Genomic DNA, 18,086 nt, shown 5'->3' with positions numbered 1-18,086 from the left:
GTTCAGGCTTTCCTTCTGATATCATCCGAGAAGAATTTCCTGAGGACGATATCGTACCTGTCCGAGGTCTTTATATCTGCGCAGCCGATCCTGCACTTTCTGAAAGAGGACGATATCTTCTCCTCTTCTTCTGCAACACATCGTCTGTATTCGGACCTGATCTTTTCATCCGAAGTGTCGACGAGGATCTGTTCGCCTGTCTCAGGATCTTCTAGCTCTATAAGGCCGACATCCGGGAGTTCGGACTCCCTCGGGTCTGTCAGTCTTACTGCGATTACCTCATGGCGGTTGTTCAGGATCTTCAGCGGTTTCTGGAAGCCTTCGGTGTAAAAATCCGAGACAATAATTATCGAGCTTCTTCTTTTGACGGCCTTAGACAGGAATGTAACGGTCGGGGCGATATCCGTTGCCCTGGATTTCGGGGTAAACGAGATCATCGTGTTCAGCAATCTTATCAGGTGCTTTCTCCCGCGTCTTGCGGGTATGAACTTCTCTACCCTATCCGTGAATATGCAGAGTCCTACCCTGTCGTTATTCTTCAGTGCCGCGAATCCGATCGAGGCGCAGATCTCTATCATCCTCTCGAATTTGGGTATTTCCATCCCGAATTTTCCCGAGCCGGAGTAGTCCGCGGCAATATAGAAGGTCTGGTCCCTCTCTTCCGTGAACTCCTTTACGTACGGGTGGTTGAGCCTTGCCGTTACATTCCAGTCAATGGCCCTGATGTCGTCTCCCGGTACATACTCTCTTATGTCGGTGAATTCGATGCCCTGCCCCTTGAATACGGACATATGCTGTCCCGCCAGTAGCCCTTCGACGTAGATCTTAGTATAGATCTCGACATCGGAGATCTTCTTTATGAGATCCCTGCAGTCTCCTCTCCGGGGCGGTATTTCTTCCGGGGACTTTTCGTCACTTTTTAAGAGATTCATTTTCATCCCTGATTCCTCCATGATGCCCGGGCGGCCTCAGGGAACAGTAACCGACTGCAGTATCTTCTCTATCAGGTCATCCGAAGTGACGCCTTCGGCTTCCGCTTCATATGTAAGGAGGATCCTGTGCCTGAGCACATCGGGCGCTATGAATTTAACATCCTGCGGTGTGACGTAGCCCCTTCCCATAAGAAGGGCATGTGCCTTCGCCCCGAGGACGAGATAGATCGAGGCCCTCGGCGATGCCCCGCACGAGATGTAATTCGCGGCATCGATACCGTACTTCCCGGGATTGCGGGTAGCGTCGACCAGCGATGCACAGTATTTTTTTATCTCGGATTCTGCGTAGATCTCCTTTACGAATCTCCGGATTTCGATTATTTTGTCGGCGGAGATTACTTTTTCAGGTCTTACCGTATATCCCCCGGTGAACCTGTCTAAAACGGTGACTTCGTCTTCAAGTTCGGGATAGGTCATCATAACCTTAAGCATGAACCTGTCGACCTGAGCCTCGGGGAGGGGATATGTTCCTTCGGATTCGATCGGGTTTTCGGTTGCAAGTACGAAGAAGGGATTTGTCAGCGGAAACGTGCTGCCCTGTATTGTAACCTGGTACTCCTGCATGGCTTCGAGGAGTGCCGACTGGACCTTCGGGGGTGCACGGTTGATCTCGTCTGCGAGAATAAAATTGGCAAATATCGGCCCTTTAACCGTACTGAACTCTCCGTTCTGGTGGTTGTAGATTCTGGTTCCGACAATGTCGGAAGGCAGGAGGTCGGGTGTAAACTGAATACGTGAGAAATCAGTATCTATGCACTCGGAAAGAGTCTTGATGGTCAGGGTTTTCGCAATCCCCGGCACTCCCTCGAGGAGGACATGCCCGCCGGCGGAAAGGGCGATAAGGAGCCTTTCGATGACTTCATCCTGGCCTACAATTGTCTTTTTTACTTCATTCTTGATATTGTTGAGTTGTTCTGAATATTTTGATGCTTTTCTGTTTAGTTCTTCAATTTCTGAATCCATTTTTACCTCCTGAAATCAAAAATAATGCTCTTGTGAGGTCCTTTCACTATTTTTTGGATTCTTATATAAATGATCCTGATGCTTTCGGTTAAATTCCCGGAATTTTACAGGGGTATGTTGGCAATTCGTGGTTCAATCACCGGGAACAGGATTCAGCCGGAAAACGTGATCCTGTCACTCAAATAAAATTTTCAAGTGTGTTTTTTTTACTGAATTGGAAATGGCAGGAGTCTGTAGCGCAGTTCTAAATCAATGAACCCGGCGGCTTGTCTGCTGAAAAGTTTGGAAATAAAATAGTTATTTTTTGGGGATAATCGGTTAATCCTCGTGTTCTCTGCTTTCTTTCCTGTAGATATAATAGATCCCCAGGAGAACTGCTGCCATCAGTATCGCAACAACGACAGGGTTCGTGATTGCGGATACGATATCGAACCTGTCCTCTGCCGTAATCTCCACCTTCAGCTCGTCGGAAAGGCAAAGATTGTCGAGTTTGTCGTAATATTTTATCTCGGTGTTCAGGCCGTAGGGTTTGATTATTGCAGTCCTGTCGAGAGAGATGGTATATTCGGCCGTCACGGTCTCCCCGGGTGCAATCTCGCCGAGCATTGCAGAGTCGGATACGGCTGTAAAAGGATCATTTGCCGTTATTCTGGAACTTGCATCGTATGCGGTTGCATCTCCGGTGTTTTTGTAGGTGACACTGATTTTCCTGGTCTCTCCCGGTGATATGGTGATATCTTCAGTCACGACCTCGAACTTCGGTCCGGCCCCCGTGCTTATACCCACTGTCACATCGTCAGATTCAGCCTGGTTCCCGTACTCGTCGGTATACGATATTATGAAATCTGCAGGATATTCACCGGAATTAACGCTTTCGTTCACCTGTGCCTTGAAGCGTGCGTTCTTTGTCTCCCCGGGGGAGATGTTTCCGATAAAAACACTTCCTTCTTCAAGAGTTACGGGGCTGCCCACGGGAAACGTGAGTATAGCCTCGGCATTTTTGCCGTATGCATAACCGTCGTTTTTGAATGTCAAACCGATATATCCCTGCTTCCCAGAGTCAAGATTCTCGTAGTCGACCGAAATGATCCCGGGAATTATCTTTCCTTTGATCTTTACGGGGATGTTTATCACCTGTACAGATTCTCCATAGTCGTATCTTATCTCGGATTCCGTTATGAGATAACCGTACGAGAGATAGTCCGAATCTGTCACAAGCGAGAGATTATAGTTTCCTGCCTTCGCATCCTCCGGGATATACACAATATAACTGACTGTTGCGGACTCACCTTTGAGTATATCCCCGACCATGTAACTTCCGCTTTTGATCACTGCCGATGAATCTCCCGGGAGAAGTGTCACCTCGGTTCCGAGAGCAGCCGAGGGAGGTACAGGCACTAAATTCGGGTAAAGGGTCAGGATCTCGTTCGTGTCCTCGGCCATGTTTTCAATGACGATCTCGATCTCGTAGTTATTTCCCGGGTAGAACTCGTTTGAGCCTGTAATCGTCGCGGAGAGGAAGGGCTCACTCCACACGAACTTCTCGCCTGCAGCAACAGGTCCTGTTGCGAAAAGCATCAGGAGTATTACGGAGATTAAAAAGACGGCCGGCTTTCCCATTGCCGCAGTATTCCGGTTTTTATTTTCTGAAGCCATGCAATTCATTGGAATACCCTTATCCGGTTACTCACTGTTCTTTTTTCTGTGGCTTATCATGAATCCGGCTGCGGCAATGATTACTAAGGCGATGATAATCCCGGCAATGATTATTGTCGTATTGCTGTCATTTTGGACATCCACGATAACTTTTACAGTGTCTGAAACGTAGTTGTTGTTTTCCGCATCATTATACCTGATCTCGGAGTCGAGTGCATACTGCTTGATCGTGGCGTCGGAAGAGACCTTCACCTTATAGATTCCCTGTGCCGATTCTCCGGGCGCAAGATCTCCGAGATATACATTGTCGTCATCGCTTGAGAATGGGTCCACTACGCTGATTCTTCCTTCTGCCTGGTATGCGGTTGCATCCCCGGTGTTCTTGTATGTAACATATATCAGGGAGTTTTCTCCCGCATATGCGACTGAAGGCTCACCAACGGATTCGAAGCTGATCTTTCCGGTGAATCCGACACCTATGGATGTCGTTGCAGTCTGGGAGCTCATTTCCTCGTAATTCTTATAGCCCGCGTAGACCTCGATTGGATATGTCTGCGAAGGGTCTGCATCACTGGAGACAGAAACCTTGAAGCGTGCATTAATCTCATCGCCCGGTTTGAATTCGCCGACATATATGCTGTTTTCAATCGGAGTCACCGGGTTCTTCCCTACAGGATTGATATATATTGCAGTCTCTTTCCCGGTGTCCGAGCCGCTGTTTGTGATATTCATCGAGATGTAGCCTTCGCCGCCTGCATAAAGGCCGGATGTATCGACGTCTGAGATCTCAAGCTGGACCGACGGTTTGATCTTTATCAGGACGGGAATATCTTTTGAGACCTTTTTGAACCTGTATGAGATTGCATCCGTTCCCGTCTGATCTGTTTTGTACATGTATTCGTAATCTACCTGGAGCATCAGTTCGTAATCCCCTTCTTTTGCGTCCTGGGGAATATTGATCGAGAACTGCGTCGGTTTGTAATAGCCCTCAGGGATGTCGCCCACAATCTGCGGATCTGATTTTACTGTTACCGGAGAAATGCCGCTTTTAAGAGTTGCCGTCAACCCCTTTGCCGTCGTCGGGAGATAGTCTGGTGTTATATCCGTAGTCTCTACCAGTTTCAGGTCGATCAGGCCGCGGTTTTCGACGTAAATTACTATTGTAGTATCTGTACCTGGTGATAGTTCGTTTGTCCCTTCAATCGCGGCGGAGATGTCCGGACCGTTCGTATAATATTTATCGCCTGCAGCAGCCGGTGCTGCAATGCACGTTGCAAGAATAAGCAATAAAAAAATCAGACCTTTTCCCGTTTTCATGATATCTATCCCGATTGGAAATTATGTCGGTATGGCATATAAACAATTTTAAAGAACCATGGTTTACGGCCGTAAAGTGCCGGGTATTTAAAACCACATTCATTTATAGTACTAACAAGAATCATTATTCAGCGATGCCCCGGATGGAGATAATTCTGCATAAGGCAGAATCAAAACCAATATCCGGGGCATTATACATGGAGGTTTTTTTACGGGAAGGCTGAACTCGGCTTACGGGAAGATCGGAGGGGGAATCTACCGTCACCCGAGAACGATTGTCGCCGTAATGCTGGTGATCTTCGTTTTAGCCATGTGTTTCATGACAGGTCTCCAGTCCCAGTCGATGTCGGACCAGTACCTTGACAAGTCCACCCCCAAAGGAATAATCTATGATCAATACAACAGCAATTTTGTTTCCGATACCTACATTCTGCTTATCCAGACCTCAAACCCGACGGATTACGAGTTGATGCAGGATCTCCTCGTGATGGAGGAGCAGATCGAAAGACTCAATTATATCTCGTCCGCCACATCGGTCGCCGATGTTTTGAAGGAGATGAACGGGGGTGTTCTGCCGGGAGACCAGGAGCTGATAGACGAATACCTTGCGATGCTCCCGGAAGATACCGTTAACGAACTGGTCCCGGATAGTGAAACCGCTCTTGCATATGTGATGCTTGAGGAAGGTGTTTCGACAGACGTATCGTCTACCGTTCTTCCGGGCGTAACCTCGATTGTCGACAGCGCCGTCCTTCCTCCGGGCGTGAGCATAGAGATTACCGGCAACACCCCGTATAATGTGGAGATGCAGACCGAGATGGTTATGTCGGGCGTGGTGCTCGTTGCCGGTGCATTTATCCTGATGTTTATAGTTCTTGCAATTCTCTTCTCCAATATGCGGTACTGGTACCTCCCGATTGTTCTCCTGATGTTCAGTCTTGTCTATACCTTCGGAATGATGGGGTTATTCGGCATTCCCATGAACAACGGTGCTATCGCCGCTCTTCCGATCCTCCTGGGTCTCGGAATAGATTATGCGGTCCAGTTCCATGCCCGTTTCGACGAGGAGCGGCGCAAAGACCTGTCCGTTCAGGCTGCACTTTCGGAGACCGTATCTAATACCGGACCGGCTGTTCTTCTTGCCATGCTCGCGACGACCATGGGATTCATTGCAATGCTTCTGACGCCTATCCCGATGATAAGAACCTTCGGGCTGGTTGCAATTATCGGGGTCTCCTGCAGCTACCTGACATCGCTCTTCGGCTTTCCTGCCATTGCCACGCTTACGGGTTATGTCCCCAAGACTGAAGAAAAGGGGGCGGGGCAGAACCTTATGCGCAGCTACGATCTTGCCCTCGGAAAGGCGGCGAGAAGAATAATCCGGGTGTTCATTCCGATACTGATCATATCGATCTCCATTGCCTATGCAGGCATAGCGCTCGATCCGACGATCCCTATCGATACAAGCACAAAGGATATGGCTCCTGCAGATCTCCCGGCACAGCTCTCGCTCGACAAGGTTGAAGCGGTCGCAGGTTCTGTCACGCCTATGCCGTTCTATATCAAGGGAGATGATTTGTCTTCCGTTGAAGTGGTGCAGTGGATTGGACGGTTCGGGGACTTCGTTGTCTCCGCTCACCAGGAGGTAACATCCGTCGACAGCATAGCTACGGTGATCAGTGAATATAACAACGGGGAGATCCCGGACAACCAGGAGGATCTCGATGAGATACTGGCCTCGATCCCGGATGACAAGATCTCCCCGTATCTCCAGGAACCTGATGAGGGGATTGTCTCTTTCTCGACGATAAGCCTTACTATGAATGAACAGGGTGAGTTAAAGGATTCCGTGGAGACAGACGTATTGTGGCTCGATCCTCCGCCTTCCATCGCCCTTTTTCCGACCGGGGACTTCGATCTCTACACCAACCTTGTAACGATGATCGCGGACAGCAAGGACAGGATGACATTCACAGGTTTTATCCTGATCCTGCTGTTTCTTCTGATCGCATACAGGCGGGTGGTTGCTGCAACGCCAATTGTGCCGATCATCTGCATAGTCGGCTGGAATACCGTCGCGATGCTGATTCTCGGTATGGAATACAATCCGATAAGCGCCTGTCTCGGCTCGATGACGATCGGTGTTGCGTCCGAATATACCATCCTGATCATGGAGCGTTATACCGAAGAGTATGACAAATCCGGGGACCGGACAGGGTCTATCGAGATGGCTGTGAAGAAGATAGGTTCTGCCGTAACTGTATCCGGTCTGGTGACTGCGAGCGGGTTTTCAGCGCTGATGTTGTCCTCATTCCCTATTGTATCTTCGTTCGGACTTTCAACGGTAATAGCGGTCGGATTCTCCCTTATTGGAGCGATAGTGATAATGCCCGCAGTCCTCGTGCTTCTTGCAAAGGCAGAAGGCCGTTTTGAGAGAAAGAAAATTGTTGTCTGATCTCAATACACAGATCTCTGTTAAAAAGTGGAAAAAGGGATTGTTCCCATTGAAGGATTAACCGGGACTATTCACGCCGGAACTGCCCGTACCCAGTGTGTCGGACAGGATTTTGGCAATATCGATCCAGATGACGAGGTCCTTCTTTTCGCTCTCATTGTTTCCAAGTTTGATAATGCCTTTGACATAGGTTTCCTTTGACATCGAGGCATCCATCTGGTCTATATTGTCATCGGATATCTGGAGAACACTCCTGACATCGTCTACGATCATGCCGACATTCGAGCCGCCGGCAGCTTCCGGAACAAGTACGATGATCTTCTGGTTTTCCTTGTTGTCTTTCATTTGAAGACCCATGAGGTAATTAAGGTTCAGGATATTTGTGATCTCGCCCCTCAGGTTGATGATCCCGGCAATGTGGGGCGGTGCCCGTGGAATGGGAGTTATCGGGATCATCTCCACGATCTCCCTTGCAAGCTGTATGTCGAGTGCGTACATTGTTCCACCGATCTCGAACTGGACTACATCGATTATTGCCATATTTACCATATCTCCTGCTTGTTTATGTCCTGAAATGGCTCATCTCTTCTTTGAGCTGATTGGAGAGCGCATTTACCTCGTGAATGGCGCTTCCGATCTCTTCTGTCGACGCACTTGCCTCCTCTGCCAGAGCTGCGAGTTCTTCAGCCTCTTTCTGCACTTTATTCGTCATGACAGTGCCCTGATCTGCCATCCGGACAACGTTGTTTGCAATGTTCGCCTGGTCTTCGATAGCCTTGGTGATCTCCCCTATGTCATGTGAAACCTGGCTTGCATTCCTGATGATCGTGTTCAGTGCTTCGATCGCATTGTTCACGCTCCCCACACCTTCGATTATCTCCTCGTTCGCGGATTTGATTGCAACTGCAGTCTTTTCGCTGCTGGTCAGGACCGTCGAAACGACGTTTCCTATGGAATCTGCCGCAGTCCTGGCCTCCCCGGCAAGGTTCTTAACCTCGCCTGCAACAACCGCGAATCCACGTCCGTGTTCGCCTGCACGGGCCGCTTCGATTGCCGCGTTCAGTGCAAGAAGGTTGATCTGGCTGGTGATATCGTTTATGACCTTGACTACGTTTGAGACTTCTTTGATCTTATCCTTAAGGTCCTCGATCTCGACGACGCTCTCTTTGGCAATGACTTCGACATTCGTCATCTTCTTGTTGGCGTCGTTTCCGAGATTCTGTGCTTCCTTTCCTGTCTCGACGACATCGTTCGCTGCATTGAAGACCTCTTGCGAAGTGCTGGCGATCTCCTCGTTAGATGCCGAAAGGTCTGCAATCTGGTGATTGATCTCCTCGATCTTTCCAAGCAGTTCTTTTGTAAGGTTGGCTGTGATCTGGCTGGTGTTTGCTACTCCTTCAGAGGCCTTTGCGACTTCGTCGGCACCTTTCGAGACCTCGTTTGAGCTTATTACAACCTGGTTGGAGATGTCGTTTGCAGAATCGATGGCCCTGGAGACTGAAACTCCTACATTGTTGATTGCGTCCCTGAATCTCTGGAGGTCGCCTCTTGTATTGATCCTGTTGTCGAATCTCTCTGAAAAATCACCAGTTGCAAGGCTGTCTGAAACCCGGATGGCCTCGTTAAGCGGAGTCACGATAGCGTTCAGGACCTCGTTGACACCTGTCACCACATCTTTGTATGCACCCTTATGATCGTTCACATCGATCCGTTCGGCAAGACTGCCGTTGACAACGTGTTCGCTGAGTAGGGCGATTTCGTCGATAATCTTCTGGACGGACTTCATCATGAGTATGATTGCGGGGAGAAGCTCGTCATGTTCGCTTCTCCTGCCGATCGGTTCAAGTTCGCCCAGTTTTGAAAGATCCCCGTTGCTTGTCCTTACACAGACGTCTATGACAGTCTTCAGTCTCGTCTGGACAATGTTGATCTCCTTTCCGATATCTCCATAGACTCCCTTGTATTCACCATGGAACGAATCGGTGTAATCGTTGACCGACATCATCTTCAGAATTTTTTCAGCCTCTTTTAGTCCGTTAAGGCCGTTGATGCAGTCGTTGAAGTGATCCCTGAGAACACTGAATCCCCCGTTTAGACCTTTGTCTATCTTATCCGGGACCTTTCCTTCTGCAATCATTCCAAGGTAATCCAGTGTAAGCCCGAACGACTCACTGAAATTCTCCGGTATCCTGTTGAAAGCGTCTGTAAATTCAGCAAAACCCCCTTTGAACTCCGAAGATTCAATTCTGGCCGAAAAATCTGCGTCGGAGAGTATTTCGCATTTTTTTCGCCCGGCCGAACAGAAGGCGTTCAGGGTCATTGCAAGATTATCCGCATTTTCAATAACAGGAGACGGACATTTTGATCTTACCCCATCACTTACGGTAAATTTTCCTGAAGCAAAATCCGCCATCTGTTCTCCGGCTGCTGAAAGAGCATCTCCCGACTCTTCCAGCTTTTCGAGAAGACTGTTTACCATCCCGCCCAATCGCCTGAATTCGGGTTCAAGACCCGATAGATCCATTTTTTCATAGATGCCTTTATCTACGGCATTCTCAATTGTTTTTTCAAATGCTTCGATTGACATTATTTTATTCCTCCATGTCTGGCTGCGTCGATGCCCTTTTCTGCCTTTATTTCAAATTTACCAAAGATTCGGCAGATATACATCCCCCCCAGGCATATGGAGGCAACCTTTCAGTTCTGTTTTCTTTGGCAACCCTTGTTGGGTTTTTTTCTATCATCAGTTTCAGAATAAAATAGTAACGTATATAGCAAACCGTAATACATGCAAAATAATTCTTATGAAAAAACCGGATCCGGGACTTAAAAAATTTATTTTTGGGATTTTTTCAGCTCTTTGTCCTGGAGATATTGCTTCTTCAGGAATTCGTGGACCTTCTTCGAACTCAGCCATCCGCGGTCTAAAAGATTGATTATCTGGTCGATCTTTTCCACCTGCCTGATGATCTCTTCCGATGCTGCCCCGCACTTAATCTCTGCAAGTCCCACGATTATGGCAAGCGGATTTCTGATCTCGTCATTGAGAATTGCCATCTTTTCGATATTGTCCTCGATACGGGAGATGGCATTGCTCCTGATCTCTTCGATTGCCCTCTTTTCACTAATGTCCCTGACCAGCCACCACAGGCCCTTTATGATTCCTTTCTCATCACTCAGCGGCCAGGATGTTATTTCTACAGGCAGACTGCCCGTTTTAAGATTCAGAATCCCTGTCTCGAATTTAAAGGGTTTATTTACCTTTTCCCATAGATCCAGCATTTTTTCGACGGCATCCGGATTGCATTCTTTTTCAATTACACCGAATAAGCAGACAGACCGATCCGAATTCTCTTTTAAGACCTCGGCGATTCCGCTCATATTCAAAAATGCAGGATTTGCATCCAGGATCATGCCTTCGAGATCCGTTAATACTATATCGTCAAGGCTCGAATCGAAGAGATCCCCGTATTTCATTTCGCTCTCCATCTTCCCGCATGTTGCATCCTCCAGCGAACACAGCATTTTATTGATGGATTCGGCGAGCTGCATGAATTCGGGGTTGCCTTTAAAGTCGATTCTACTTCCGGGGTCTTTGTTCTCCGCAATTTCACCGGCATCCCTGCCGAGTCTTTCAAGCTGCATGAAAACGGATTTGCGGATGACAATCAGGTAAAATGCAGCAGAGATGATTGTGATAACGATTATTGCAAAGAAAATATAGACGAGGGCCGTGAATCCCTGTGTATACATGATCCTTTCCGTCTCGCTTTCCAGCACTACAGGGTCGCCGTAAAGATCATCTGTTGTTGTGGCGGCATGAATTCTGCCTGGATTCCTAGGAAAACTCCCTTCTTTGATGTGGAATACAATTCCCTCATCCACGGGAGAATAACCGTTACCCTCAGTGTGACCGGATGTCCCTCCGATGGTAAGCGAAACGGCATTTGATCCTGTTTCATCTGCCATTTCTTCCGGATCAATGTATGTGCCCCGTATCAGGACTCCCTTTGCCGGGCCTTCACCGGTGCCGGTATGGATTGGATATGCTGAGACGAGCATGACGGATTCGTTCAGAACAAGAATGCCTGCCGATGATTCAAAGTCTGATGTGTCGTTGTAGAGAATGCCGTGGTCGATCAGGTTCTTTTTGAAGTCTTCGGGAATCCCGGTCACAGTATCGTCGTCCGGATCAAAGGCATGCCCGTAAACGACGTCTCCGCTTTCATTCAGGAAGAGCATTATATTTACTTTTCCCGAAAAAAATGTTTGATTTCCAAGCGACGAGCGGATAAAATCTTCATTTCCATCCTGGACGAATTCATAAGTGTCGTCGCGGTTCGACCAACCGGCTGCGGCAATCTCCTCACTTCTGATCCGTTCGTTTATAATTCCTGCAAGCCCCTGAAGTTCCTGACCTGATCGAGGAATATGAACTGTGTAATAATTGAAACAGACAGAATTGTGAAAAATGTAATTATTATGGCTGCAGTTAGCAGTTTTCTCCTGAGTGTCATCCTGAAGCGCCCCCTAGCCTTTGAAGGATCGTTTATTTTTCAGCGTTCTATAATAAGTTTCCGTAAAATAATGTTTCGGCAAAACAGCCGGGCAGCGATCTTGAAAAAGTATTGTTATTATGGAGTTTTTGGGATTTGGATGACAGATTTAATTTAATAGGAGCATCAGGCCTCTTTAGGCCTGAATCTTTCTAATATGGTAATTACGGCGGGCATTACCACTATTGCTCCAACGAGTGAGAAGCCTACAGTGATAACTGTAACGGTTCCGAAGTTCTGGATAATCGGGGATGTCGCCAGCAGAAGGGCAGAAAACCCGAAAACCGTTGTAAGGCCTGAGACTGAGATTGCAGTTCCAATCTTCTGGATTGCGGTCTGAATTGCTACATAAGTTCCCACACCCTTCTCTCTTTCCTCCTCGAACCTCTCCATAATCAGGATTGTGTATTCGGAGGCCACACCAATTGTCATTGCCCCCAGTGTCGCCGTAAGCAGGGAATATGTGAGGCCGAGAGAGTACATTATCAGACCGTTCCATCCGACGATCATCACGATGGGCACAAGAGGAGATATTGCTGTATATTTCCTGTAAACAAGCAGCAGGAATATGAATATCAGGACAAAACCGAGATAAGTCATCGGGTTTTTGGTATCTTTGATGCCGTTGATCAGGTCGCTGAACATATACATCTGGCCCGTAAATGTCACATCCATCCCCGGGTGCATCGTATACCAGTTGAGATCAGCCTCCATATCGGCAATGAGCTCCTGGGTTGCGGGAATTGAGATATCCTCCATCGAGAATTCTATGACGGCTTCGGTTTTTCCGCTGACATAGCTCTCTTTAGTGCTCTCTGGGATGCTCTCCCAGACATCTTCCAGTGTCTTTTTATCGGAGGGGATTACCCCGTTGTTGTAGGATTTTATGTAGGTTGCAATGCTTGTCGCGCCGGTCAGATCGTCATGCTTCGAAACGGCATATTCCCCGAAATCATCCATCCATTTGAGCGTGTTATAGTCAAGTATGGAATCCGCCTTCACATATGCAGTAATTGTACTCGTGGAGCCCATAACGCTTGTAACCTTGTTCATCGTTATAAGTGCGGGCATATTCTGGTCCACCATCGAATCTTCGTCCGTATCGATGATTACCTTGGAATCGAGCTGGAACCCGACGATTGCGACCATCAGGAAGATAATCAGTATCGGTCCCGGGTGTCTGGCAATCTTTTCCGCAAGCCTTCCCAGCAGTTCATCGTACCTCTCCATGAATGAAACATTTTTACTACTTTTATGAGCCTTGCCGGCTTCATTGCACTCTTTCCATTCAAGGACGCAGGATTCGGAATTATCGGAGGAGCTTCCCGTATTCTTCGGTGTGTAATTTACCAGTTTTGCAAAAGTCGGTACTATGATCATTGCGCAAAGGTAACAGCAGGCAATTCCTACGATACAGATAGTTCCGAAATCGGAGACCATCGGAGATGGTGCAAGAAGAGAAAGAGCTGCGAATCCGAGGGCTGTTGCAATCATCGCGAGGAGGATTGCAGGCCCCGAACTTGTAATAGTTGTCTTTACCGCATCGGTAATAGAAGAGCGTCTCCGCTCTTCGTCAAACCTGGACTGGAACTGAATCGCGTAATCTATTCCAATTCCGATAAGTACCGGGAAAGCGGCAATCACTATTGAAGTCAGGGCTATCCCTGCCAGCCCCATAACGCCGAATGTCAATATTATCCCGCAGAATACAATCAGTACGGGGAGCATCCTGTACCTTACATGGCCGAAAAGCAGTGCCATTGCAACAATCATGAGGAGCATTGCAAGACCAATGAGCGTGCCCATGTTCTTCTGCATGTCCTCTTTCATCTCGACACTGAATGCCGGAGAGCCCGATGCCGATACGGAAATTCCGGGGGGAGGATTTGACGATTCAATAATTGAATTTATCGTATTTACGATGCTCTCTTCTGCATCCTCCGGGTAGCCTGTTTCAAGAGGTACGGACATGAGTGTCATCGTCCCGGAAGGCAGAACCATTTCAGAATATTCCTCGGGTAATAAACTGATGCAGGCATCTATTTCTGCCTGGGACTGGGGGATCACCCCGTTATTTACGCTTTTTATTAGATCTGGCAGACCGGTTACACTTGCGATATACCGTTCATCGGCAATGTCTGCTTCAAGTTCTTCCAGGTAATTCACTACTGCCGGAGATGTGACGTCGCTTCCTTCAATTATCAATATGACCGAGTCTGATCCGAACTCTTCCTCGTAGTGAATCAGGAGCGAGCCGACCGGCTCGTCAGTATAAAGGTAAGTGTCGGTACCGGTCTTCATTGTCGTCATCGAGGCACCGTATAGTGCAAAAAGCATTACCCCCACGACGAGACCGGCAACAATTAAAGTATGCCTGTTAATGACATTGGCAATTATCTCAAAAGGCGATTTCAAAACTTCTACACTCCGTTTTACAGGTATTTTTCAGAATTTTACGCGATGCATGTGGAAATTTTATAAAGGACTTCCATAATCCCTGATCTGTCTGTAAAGGCAAATTTATCCCCAGTGTATTCATCTATAAGCCTGCAAATAATTTCATCTGCAATCTCCGTGTCATTCATCTCTCCGGCAGGTATATTCATCTCATCTGCAAAGTGATACATTCTCTCCCTGTCGGTAAAAATATATTCCGAGCAGCCTGAGGTGGTTTTTTCACCAGTATCACAGATCTGATCTCTGGCGATATCGATGTCATAGATATTTTCGATATCATCATTATAAAGTCTGTGGAGGAATTCGATTACTGTCCGGCAGAAGGCCGGGGGGATGAATCCGGCCTCCTCCCAGACAGCCGAAGTTTCGAGATTTGGGCAATTGGATTTGTTAATAATTGTTTCCGGCATTTTTGCCACCTTAATGCTGCTCAGTACTAATATGGGTTAAAGTTATTAATAATCAAGTGCAACTTTTGGAGTTGCATTATGGAGATCAAGAAGGAGATTGTCGAAACCCTTGCCGGCATAGGATTTACCGAATACGAGGCAAGAGCCTATATTGCTCTTATCGGACTCGGGAATGCAACGGCAAGAGAAGTCAGCAGCATATCGGGAGTACCGCACGGGAGGATATATTCTATATTGAGATCGCTTGCGGATAAGGGGTATATCTTCGTCGGGGAAGGGACGCCTGCAAGTTATTGTGCGGAAAAGCCTTTTGAAGTATTAAATCCACTGAAAACCGAGATGGATCGCAAAATTTCCGAAGCCGGGGATTACCTGTCCGAAATCCAGTACGAATCGCTGCCGCCGGCAAAGATGTGGACTATCAGGAGCGAGGTAGGGGTCCAGAACAGGTTAAAGACACTGATCCAGAATGCAGAAAAGGAGATCATAATAATGTCCGAAGATCCCAAGTCCGTAAAACGCGTTCTTGAAGACCTCCAGAAGGTCAGAAAAAGGGTTAATATCGAGATTCATACTTTTAATCTGGAAGCCTTTTCCGGGATGAAACTTGATGTTCATAAAAACAGTCACAGGATCATTGAATTCCTGAAGAATATGAATGATTATATTAAAGACGATTACATGAAAAATGGAGGGTTCAGGAATCATAAGGCGGCCAGTTGTTTTTACATTTTCGACAGGAGAATAAGCATGGTTGTTGAAGAAGAGAACGGGAATATTATCGGACACATTATTGAAATTCCTGAGTTGTGCTATATGATACGCTCGTTTCTTTATATTCTTGAAAATAATAGCGATCTCGTTCTTCCCTGACCGATCATCCGCACTTAAGGTATTTATTCCTGTAAAGTTCAGGATAATATACACAGATTACAGAGGAGTATGAGAGTTATGGCCGAAAAGAAAGGACACTTTGAAAAGGGAAGATGGCTTGATGACGAGGAGATCACGGAGGATGCGGCTCCGGGGCAGGGCACAGATGAGGACAATGGAAATGTCGAGGATTTCGATGAAAAAGTTGCAGAACTCAAATCGTCCATATCTAAAAATCTCACTGATCTCTTCGGTGTCGGAAAGGCGCTGATCACTACGGAGAAAGGAAGAGAGCATCTTGCAAAAAAAGTGAAAAAAGCTGAAGAGAAGATCGATAAAACCATAGAAGATATTGCCGAGGGTTTTGAGAAGGCGCTGAAGAAGTAATCCTTTATCCGGGTGGAAAACCTTTTTTTACATGATAAATTGCATAACATCCGGAGAAAAACCGTTGCCGGGTCTAATATTTAAATACTTGCCGGGATATTAGATATCATGGCACTGGATTTTGTCGAAAGGGTCAAAGGATTCATTTTAAATCCTGTTGAGAGTTTTAACAAATATAAGCCCGAGGAATTCGGCGAAGCATTCAAGTATTATCTTGTTCTTCTCCTGATCTTCTCTGTGCTTTACGGCCTCATCGCCGGTCTGGGTATGGGATCTAACATGGCCGCCATTCCCGGATTTGGTGGTGCAGGGATGGGTCTTGGTATGGGTCTGGGGATGATAGTCGGTATCATAATCTTCTTTTTCATCATCGGCATAGTCGCCCTGTTCATACAGAGTATAATCGTCCATATCTTCGTTGTAATTCTTGGCGGAAAGCAGGGATTCACAAAGACCACTGCAGCGATGATCTATGCCTCAACTCCGAGCATGCTTCTCGGATGGATTCCGATTATAGGTATAATTGCGGGCATATGGGCATTTATACTCGAAATTCTTGCTATAAGAGAGATCCAGGAGATGTCGACTGCAAGAGCGGTACTAGCGATTATACTGCCGATAATCATCATAATGGTTCTTGTCATACTGCTCATCGGTTTCTTCCTTGTGGCGGCTGTTACGACGGCAGGTTACTATTAACCAATTCTCTCTTTTTTTGAAAAAAACCTCTTATCTGGCTGATTTCTGTAACTTCGGATGAATATCAACTTAAAAGAAATGTTATCACAATAAAAAGGGTTTTTATGGATCCCGGAATTACTCCAGGTCAATCTCGACTCCGCCGAACCAGCCTGCAGCGAGATTGTAAATGAATGCTACTACTGCACCGTATATTAAACCACCGATGGCACCGCCAATCGCCAGGATAATGACTGCCACAACACCAAGCCCTACGCCAACTGCCACCTGGGGCGCATACGGCCCCATAAAGAGTGTTATAAGTCCTCCGAACAGAAGAAGCAATATTCCTGCAATCAGGCCGATGACAAGGCTTATGGCTGCAAAGATCTTTGCTACGGATAAGACGCCAAATCGTTTAATTACGCTCATAATTCCTCCAAAATTAAATTTACAAATTCCTATAATCAGTTGGAGAATATATGGATTTTGTCTCCTTCGGCAAAAATATCGATTCTATATCCATAACAGGGCGAGTTAAAAATATTTACAGGATGTCCTGTTATAATTTTACTGTTTTTTATTACTTTCTCTGCAGAATACGTCCGGATGGTTGTGCAGATTTCGGATTCACAGGAAACTATTTATATAACGTATGTTATTTTCTCTTTATGTCATCCTTTAGTGAAAAACTAAAAGGTTTCCTTGTAAAACCTGTCGAAACCTTTCAGGCTCACAAAGGTGAAAGCCTTGGTGCAGCTTACCAGTACTACATTGTACTGTTTGTGATCTTCACAATCCTGTACGGAATTGTCGCTGTTGTAATGGATATGAACTTCATGAGTTCAACGATCGACGCCCTCAGCTAGGTTCCCGGAATGCAGTGGGTATCTGACTTCTCCTCGTTCAGTTCGTTCCTGATCTCTTTCGATGTTTTTGTGATCTATACCGCTTTCGTCATCGGTCTCTTCTCGATATTTGTCTGCGGTCTGATGCTTCACTGCTTTGTACTTATGTTTGACGGGGGCAATGGCTATGTTCAGACGATTAAAACCGTAATGTATGCACATACGCCATACTTTATCCTGGGCTGGATCCCCTATGTCAACATTATCGCCGGGATCTGGACGCTTGTTCTTTTAGTTCTCGGAATTCGTGAATTACAGGAATTTTCAACCGGGAAAGCGGTTTTTGTTGTTTTAATTCCGATAGTTCTGGTTTTGATCGGAATGATCCTCTTTGCGGTTGTTATTGCATCATTCATCGGCGGAATCCTGGGGCTCACAGGCCTTATCTGATTCCTCTTTTTTTTCCTTTATTTACCACAGGTTTTTTTATCAGT

At 46.8% G+C, this 18,086-nt stretch carries 17 protein-coding genes; 6 read left to right on the top strand and 11 right to left on the bottom strand.

Annotation, left to right across the window (positions count from 1 at the left end; all coding sequences use genetic code 11):
• Positions 1–2 precede the first annotated feature (2 nt).
• The 4 genes from MPET_RS13895 to MPET_RS13880 all read right to left on the bottom strand — a co-directional run bounded on the left by MPET_RS13895 (position 3) and on the right by MPET_RS13880 (position 4,928).
• Positions 3–932 carry a DUF58 domain-containing protein gene (locus MPET_RS13895; protein ID WP_225353824.1) on the bottom strand — a complete coding sequence of 310 codons (930 nt, stop codon included), beginning with the start codon at positions 930–932 and terminating at the stop codon, positions 3–5.
• 36 nt (positions 933–968) lie between these two features.
• On the bottom strand, positions 969–1,955 hold the full coding sequence (locus MPET_RS13890; protein ID WP_013330668.1) for an AAA family ATPase: 987 nt from the start codon (positions 1,953–1,955) through the stop codon (positions 969–971).
• Positions 1,956–2,273: 318 nt separating this feature from the next.
• Positions 2,274–3,611, bottom strand: coding sequence for a COG1361 S-layer family protein (locus tag MPET_RS13885; RefSeq protein ID WP_148222247.1), 1,338 nt, complete (start codon positions 3,609–3,611; stop codon positions 2,274–2,276).
• 27 nt (positions 3,612–3,638) lie between these two features.
• On the bottom strand, positions 3,639–4,928 hold the full coding sequence (locus MPET_RS13880; RefSeq protein ID WP_013330666.1) for a COG1361 S-layer family protein: 1,290 nt from the start codon (positions 4,926–4,928) through the stop codon (positions 3,639–3,641).
• 169 nt (positions 4,929–5,097) lie between these two features.
• Between MPET_RS13880 and MPET_RS13875 the strand changes: the two genes are divergently transcribed.
• On the top strand, positions 5,098–7,383 hold the full coding sequence (locus MPET_RS13875; protein WP_318238904.1) for an efflux RND transporter permease subunit: 2,286 nt from the start codon (positions 5,098–5,100) through the stop codon (positions 7,381–7,383).
• 57 nt (positions 7,384–7,440) lie between these two features.
• On the opposite strand, the gene MPET_RS13870 is transcribed toward MPET_RS13875, so the two are convergent.
• The 6 genes from MPET_RS13870 to MPET_RS13845 form a co-directional block, all read right to left on the bottom strand.
• Complete coding sequence (locus MPET_RS13870; protein WP_148222319.1) at positions 7,441–7,923, bottom strand: chemotaxis protein CheW; 483 nt, start codon at positions 7,921–7,923, stop codon at positions 7,441–7,443.
• A 22-nt stretch (positions 7,924–7,945) separates the two neighbouring features.
• The gene (locus tag MPET_RS13865; RefSeq protein ID WP_013330663.1) at positions 7,946–9,970 is read right to left on the bottom strand and encodes a methyl-accepting chemotaxis protein; all 2,025 of its coding nucleotides are present in this window, start codon (positions 9,968–9,970) and stop codon (positions 7,946–7,948) included.
• Between the two features lie 248 nt (positions 9,971–10,218).
• On the bottom strand, positions 10,219–11,745 hold the full coding sequence (locus tag MPET_RS13860; RefSeq protein WP_225353888.1) for a CHASE4 domain-containing protein: 1,527 nt from the start codon (positions 11,743–11,745) through the stop codon (positions 10,219–10,221).
• Between the two features lie 23 nt (positions 11,746–11,768).
• The gene (locus MPET_RS15625) at positions 11,769–11,900 is read right to left on the bottom strand and encodes a hypothetical protein (RefSeq protein WP_013330661.1); all 132 of its coding nucleotides are present in this window, start codon (positions 11,898–11,900) and stop codon (positions 11,769–11,771) included.
• Positions 11,901–12,065: 165 nt separating this feature from the next.
• A complete protein-coding gene (locus MPET_RS13850; protein WP_013330660.1) occupies positions 12,066–14,354 on the bottom strand; it encodes an efflux RND transporter permease subunit in 2,289 nt (762 codons plus the stop codon).
• 38 nt (positions 14,355–14,392) lie between these two features.
• Positions 14,393–14,806 (bottom strand): hypothetical protein, encoded by a 414-nt coding sequence (locus tag MPET_RS13845; protein WP_013330659.1) that lies wholly within the window; start codon positions 14,804–14,806, stop codon positions 14,393–14,395.
• Between the two features lie 78 nt (positions 14,807–14,884).
• Between MPET_RS13845 and MPET_RS13840 the strand changes: the two genes are divergently transcribed.
• The 3 genes from MPET_RS13840 (at position 14,885) to MPET_RS13830 (ending at position 16,765) form a co-directional block, all read left to right on the top strand.
• On the top strand, positions 14,885–15,679 hold the full coding sequence (locus MPET_RS13840; RefSeq protein ID WP_013330658.1) for a TrmB family transcriptional regulator: 795 nt from the start codon (positions 14,885–14,887) through the stop codon (positions 15,677–15,679).
• Between the two features lie 78 nt (positions 15,680–15,757).
• Entirely contained in the window at positions 15,758–16,066 is a 309-nt protein-coding gene (locus tag MPET_RS13835) for a hypothetical protein (RefSeq protein WP_013330657.1), read from the top strand.
• A 108-nt stretch (positions 16,067–16,174) separates the two neighbouring features.
• The gene (locus MPET_RS13830) at positions 16,175–16,765 is read left to right on the top strand and encodes a YIP1 family protein (RefSeq protein ID WP_013330656.1); all 591 of its coding nucleotides are present in this window, start codon (positions 16,175–16,177) and stop codon (positions 16,763–16,765) included.
• 117 nt (positions 16,766–16,882) lie between these two features.
• Here MPET_RS13830 and MPET_RS13825 read toward each other — a convergent pair whose 3' ends face one another.
• Positions 16,883–17,176, bottom strand: coding sequence for a hypothetical protein (locus MPET_RS13825; RefSeq protein ID WP_013330655.1), 294 nt, complete (start codon positions 17,174–17,176; stop codon positions 16,883–16,885).
• 239 nt (positions 17,177–17,415) lie between these two features.
• Here MPET_RS13825 and MPET_RS15185 point away from each other — a divergent pair, with 239 nt between their 5' ends.
• A complete protein-coding gene (locus MPET_RS15185; RefSeq protein WP_148222246.1) occupies positions 17,416–17,613 on the top strand; it encodes a hypothetical protein in 198 nt (65 codons plus the stop codon).
• A gap of 9 nt (positions 17,614–17,622) precedes the next feature.
• Positions 17,623–18,042: a YIP1 family protein gene (locus MPET_RS13815; RefSeq protein WP_013330653.1), complete on the top strand. Its 420-nt coding sequence runs from the start codon at positions 17,623–17,625 to the stop codon at positions 18,040–18,042.
• Positions 18,043–18,086: the final 44 nt, after the last annotated feature.

The sequence above is a fragment of the Methanolacinia petrolearia DSM 11571 genome, assembly GCF_000147875.1.
Classification (GTDB): Archaea; Halobacteriota; Methanomicrobia; order Methanomicrobiales; family Methanomicrobiaceae; genus Methanolacinia; species Methanolacinia petrolearia.
Note: the sequence above shows the minus strand (reverse complement) of the source record. Positions and strands in the feature narration are given on the sequence as shown.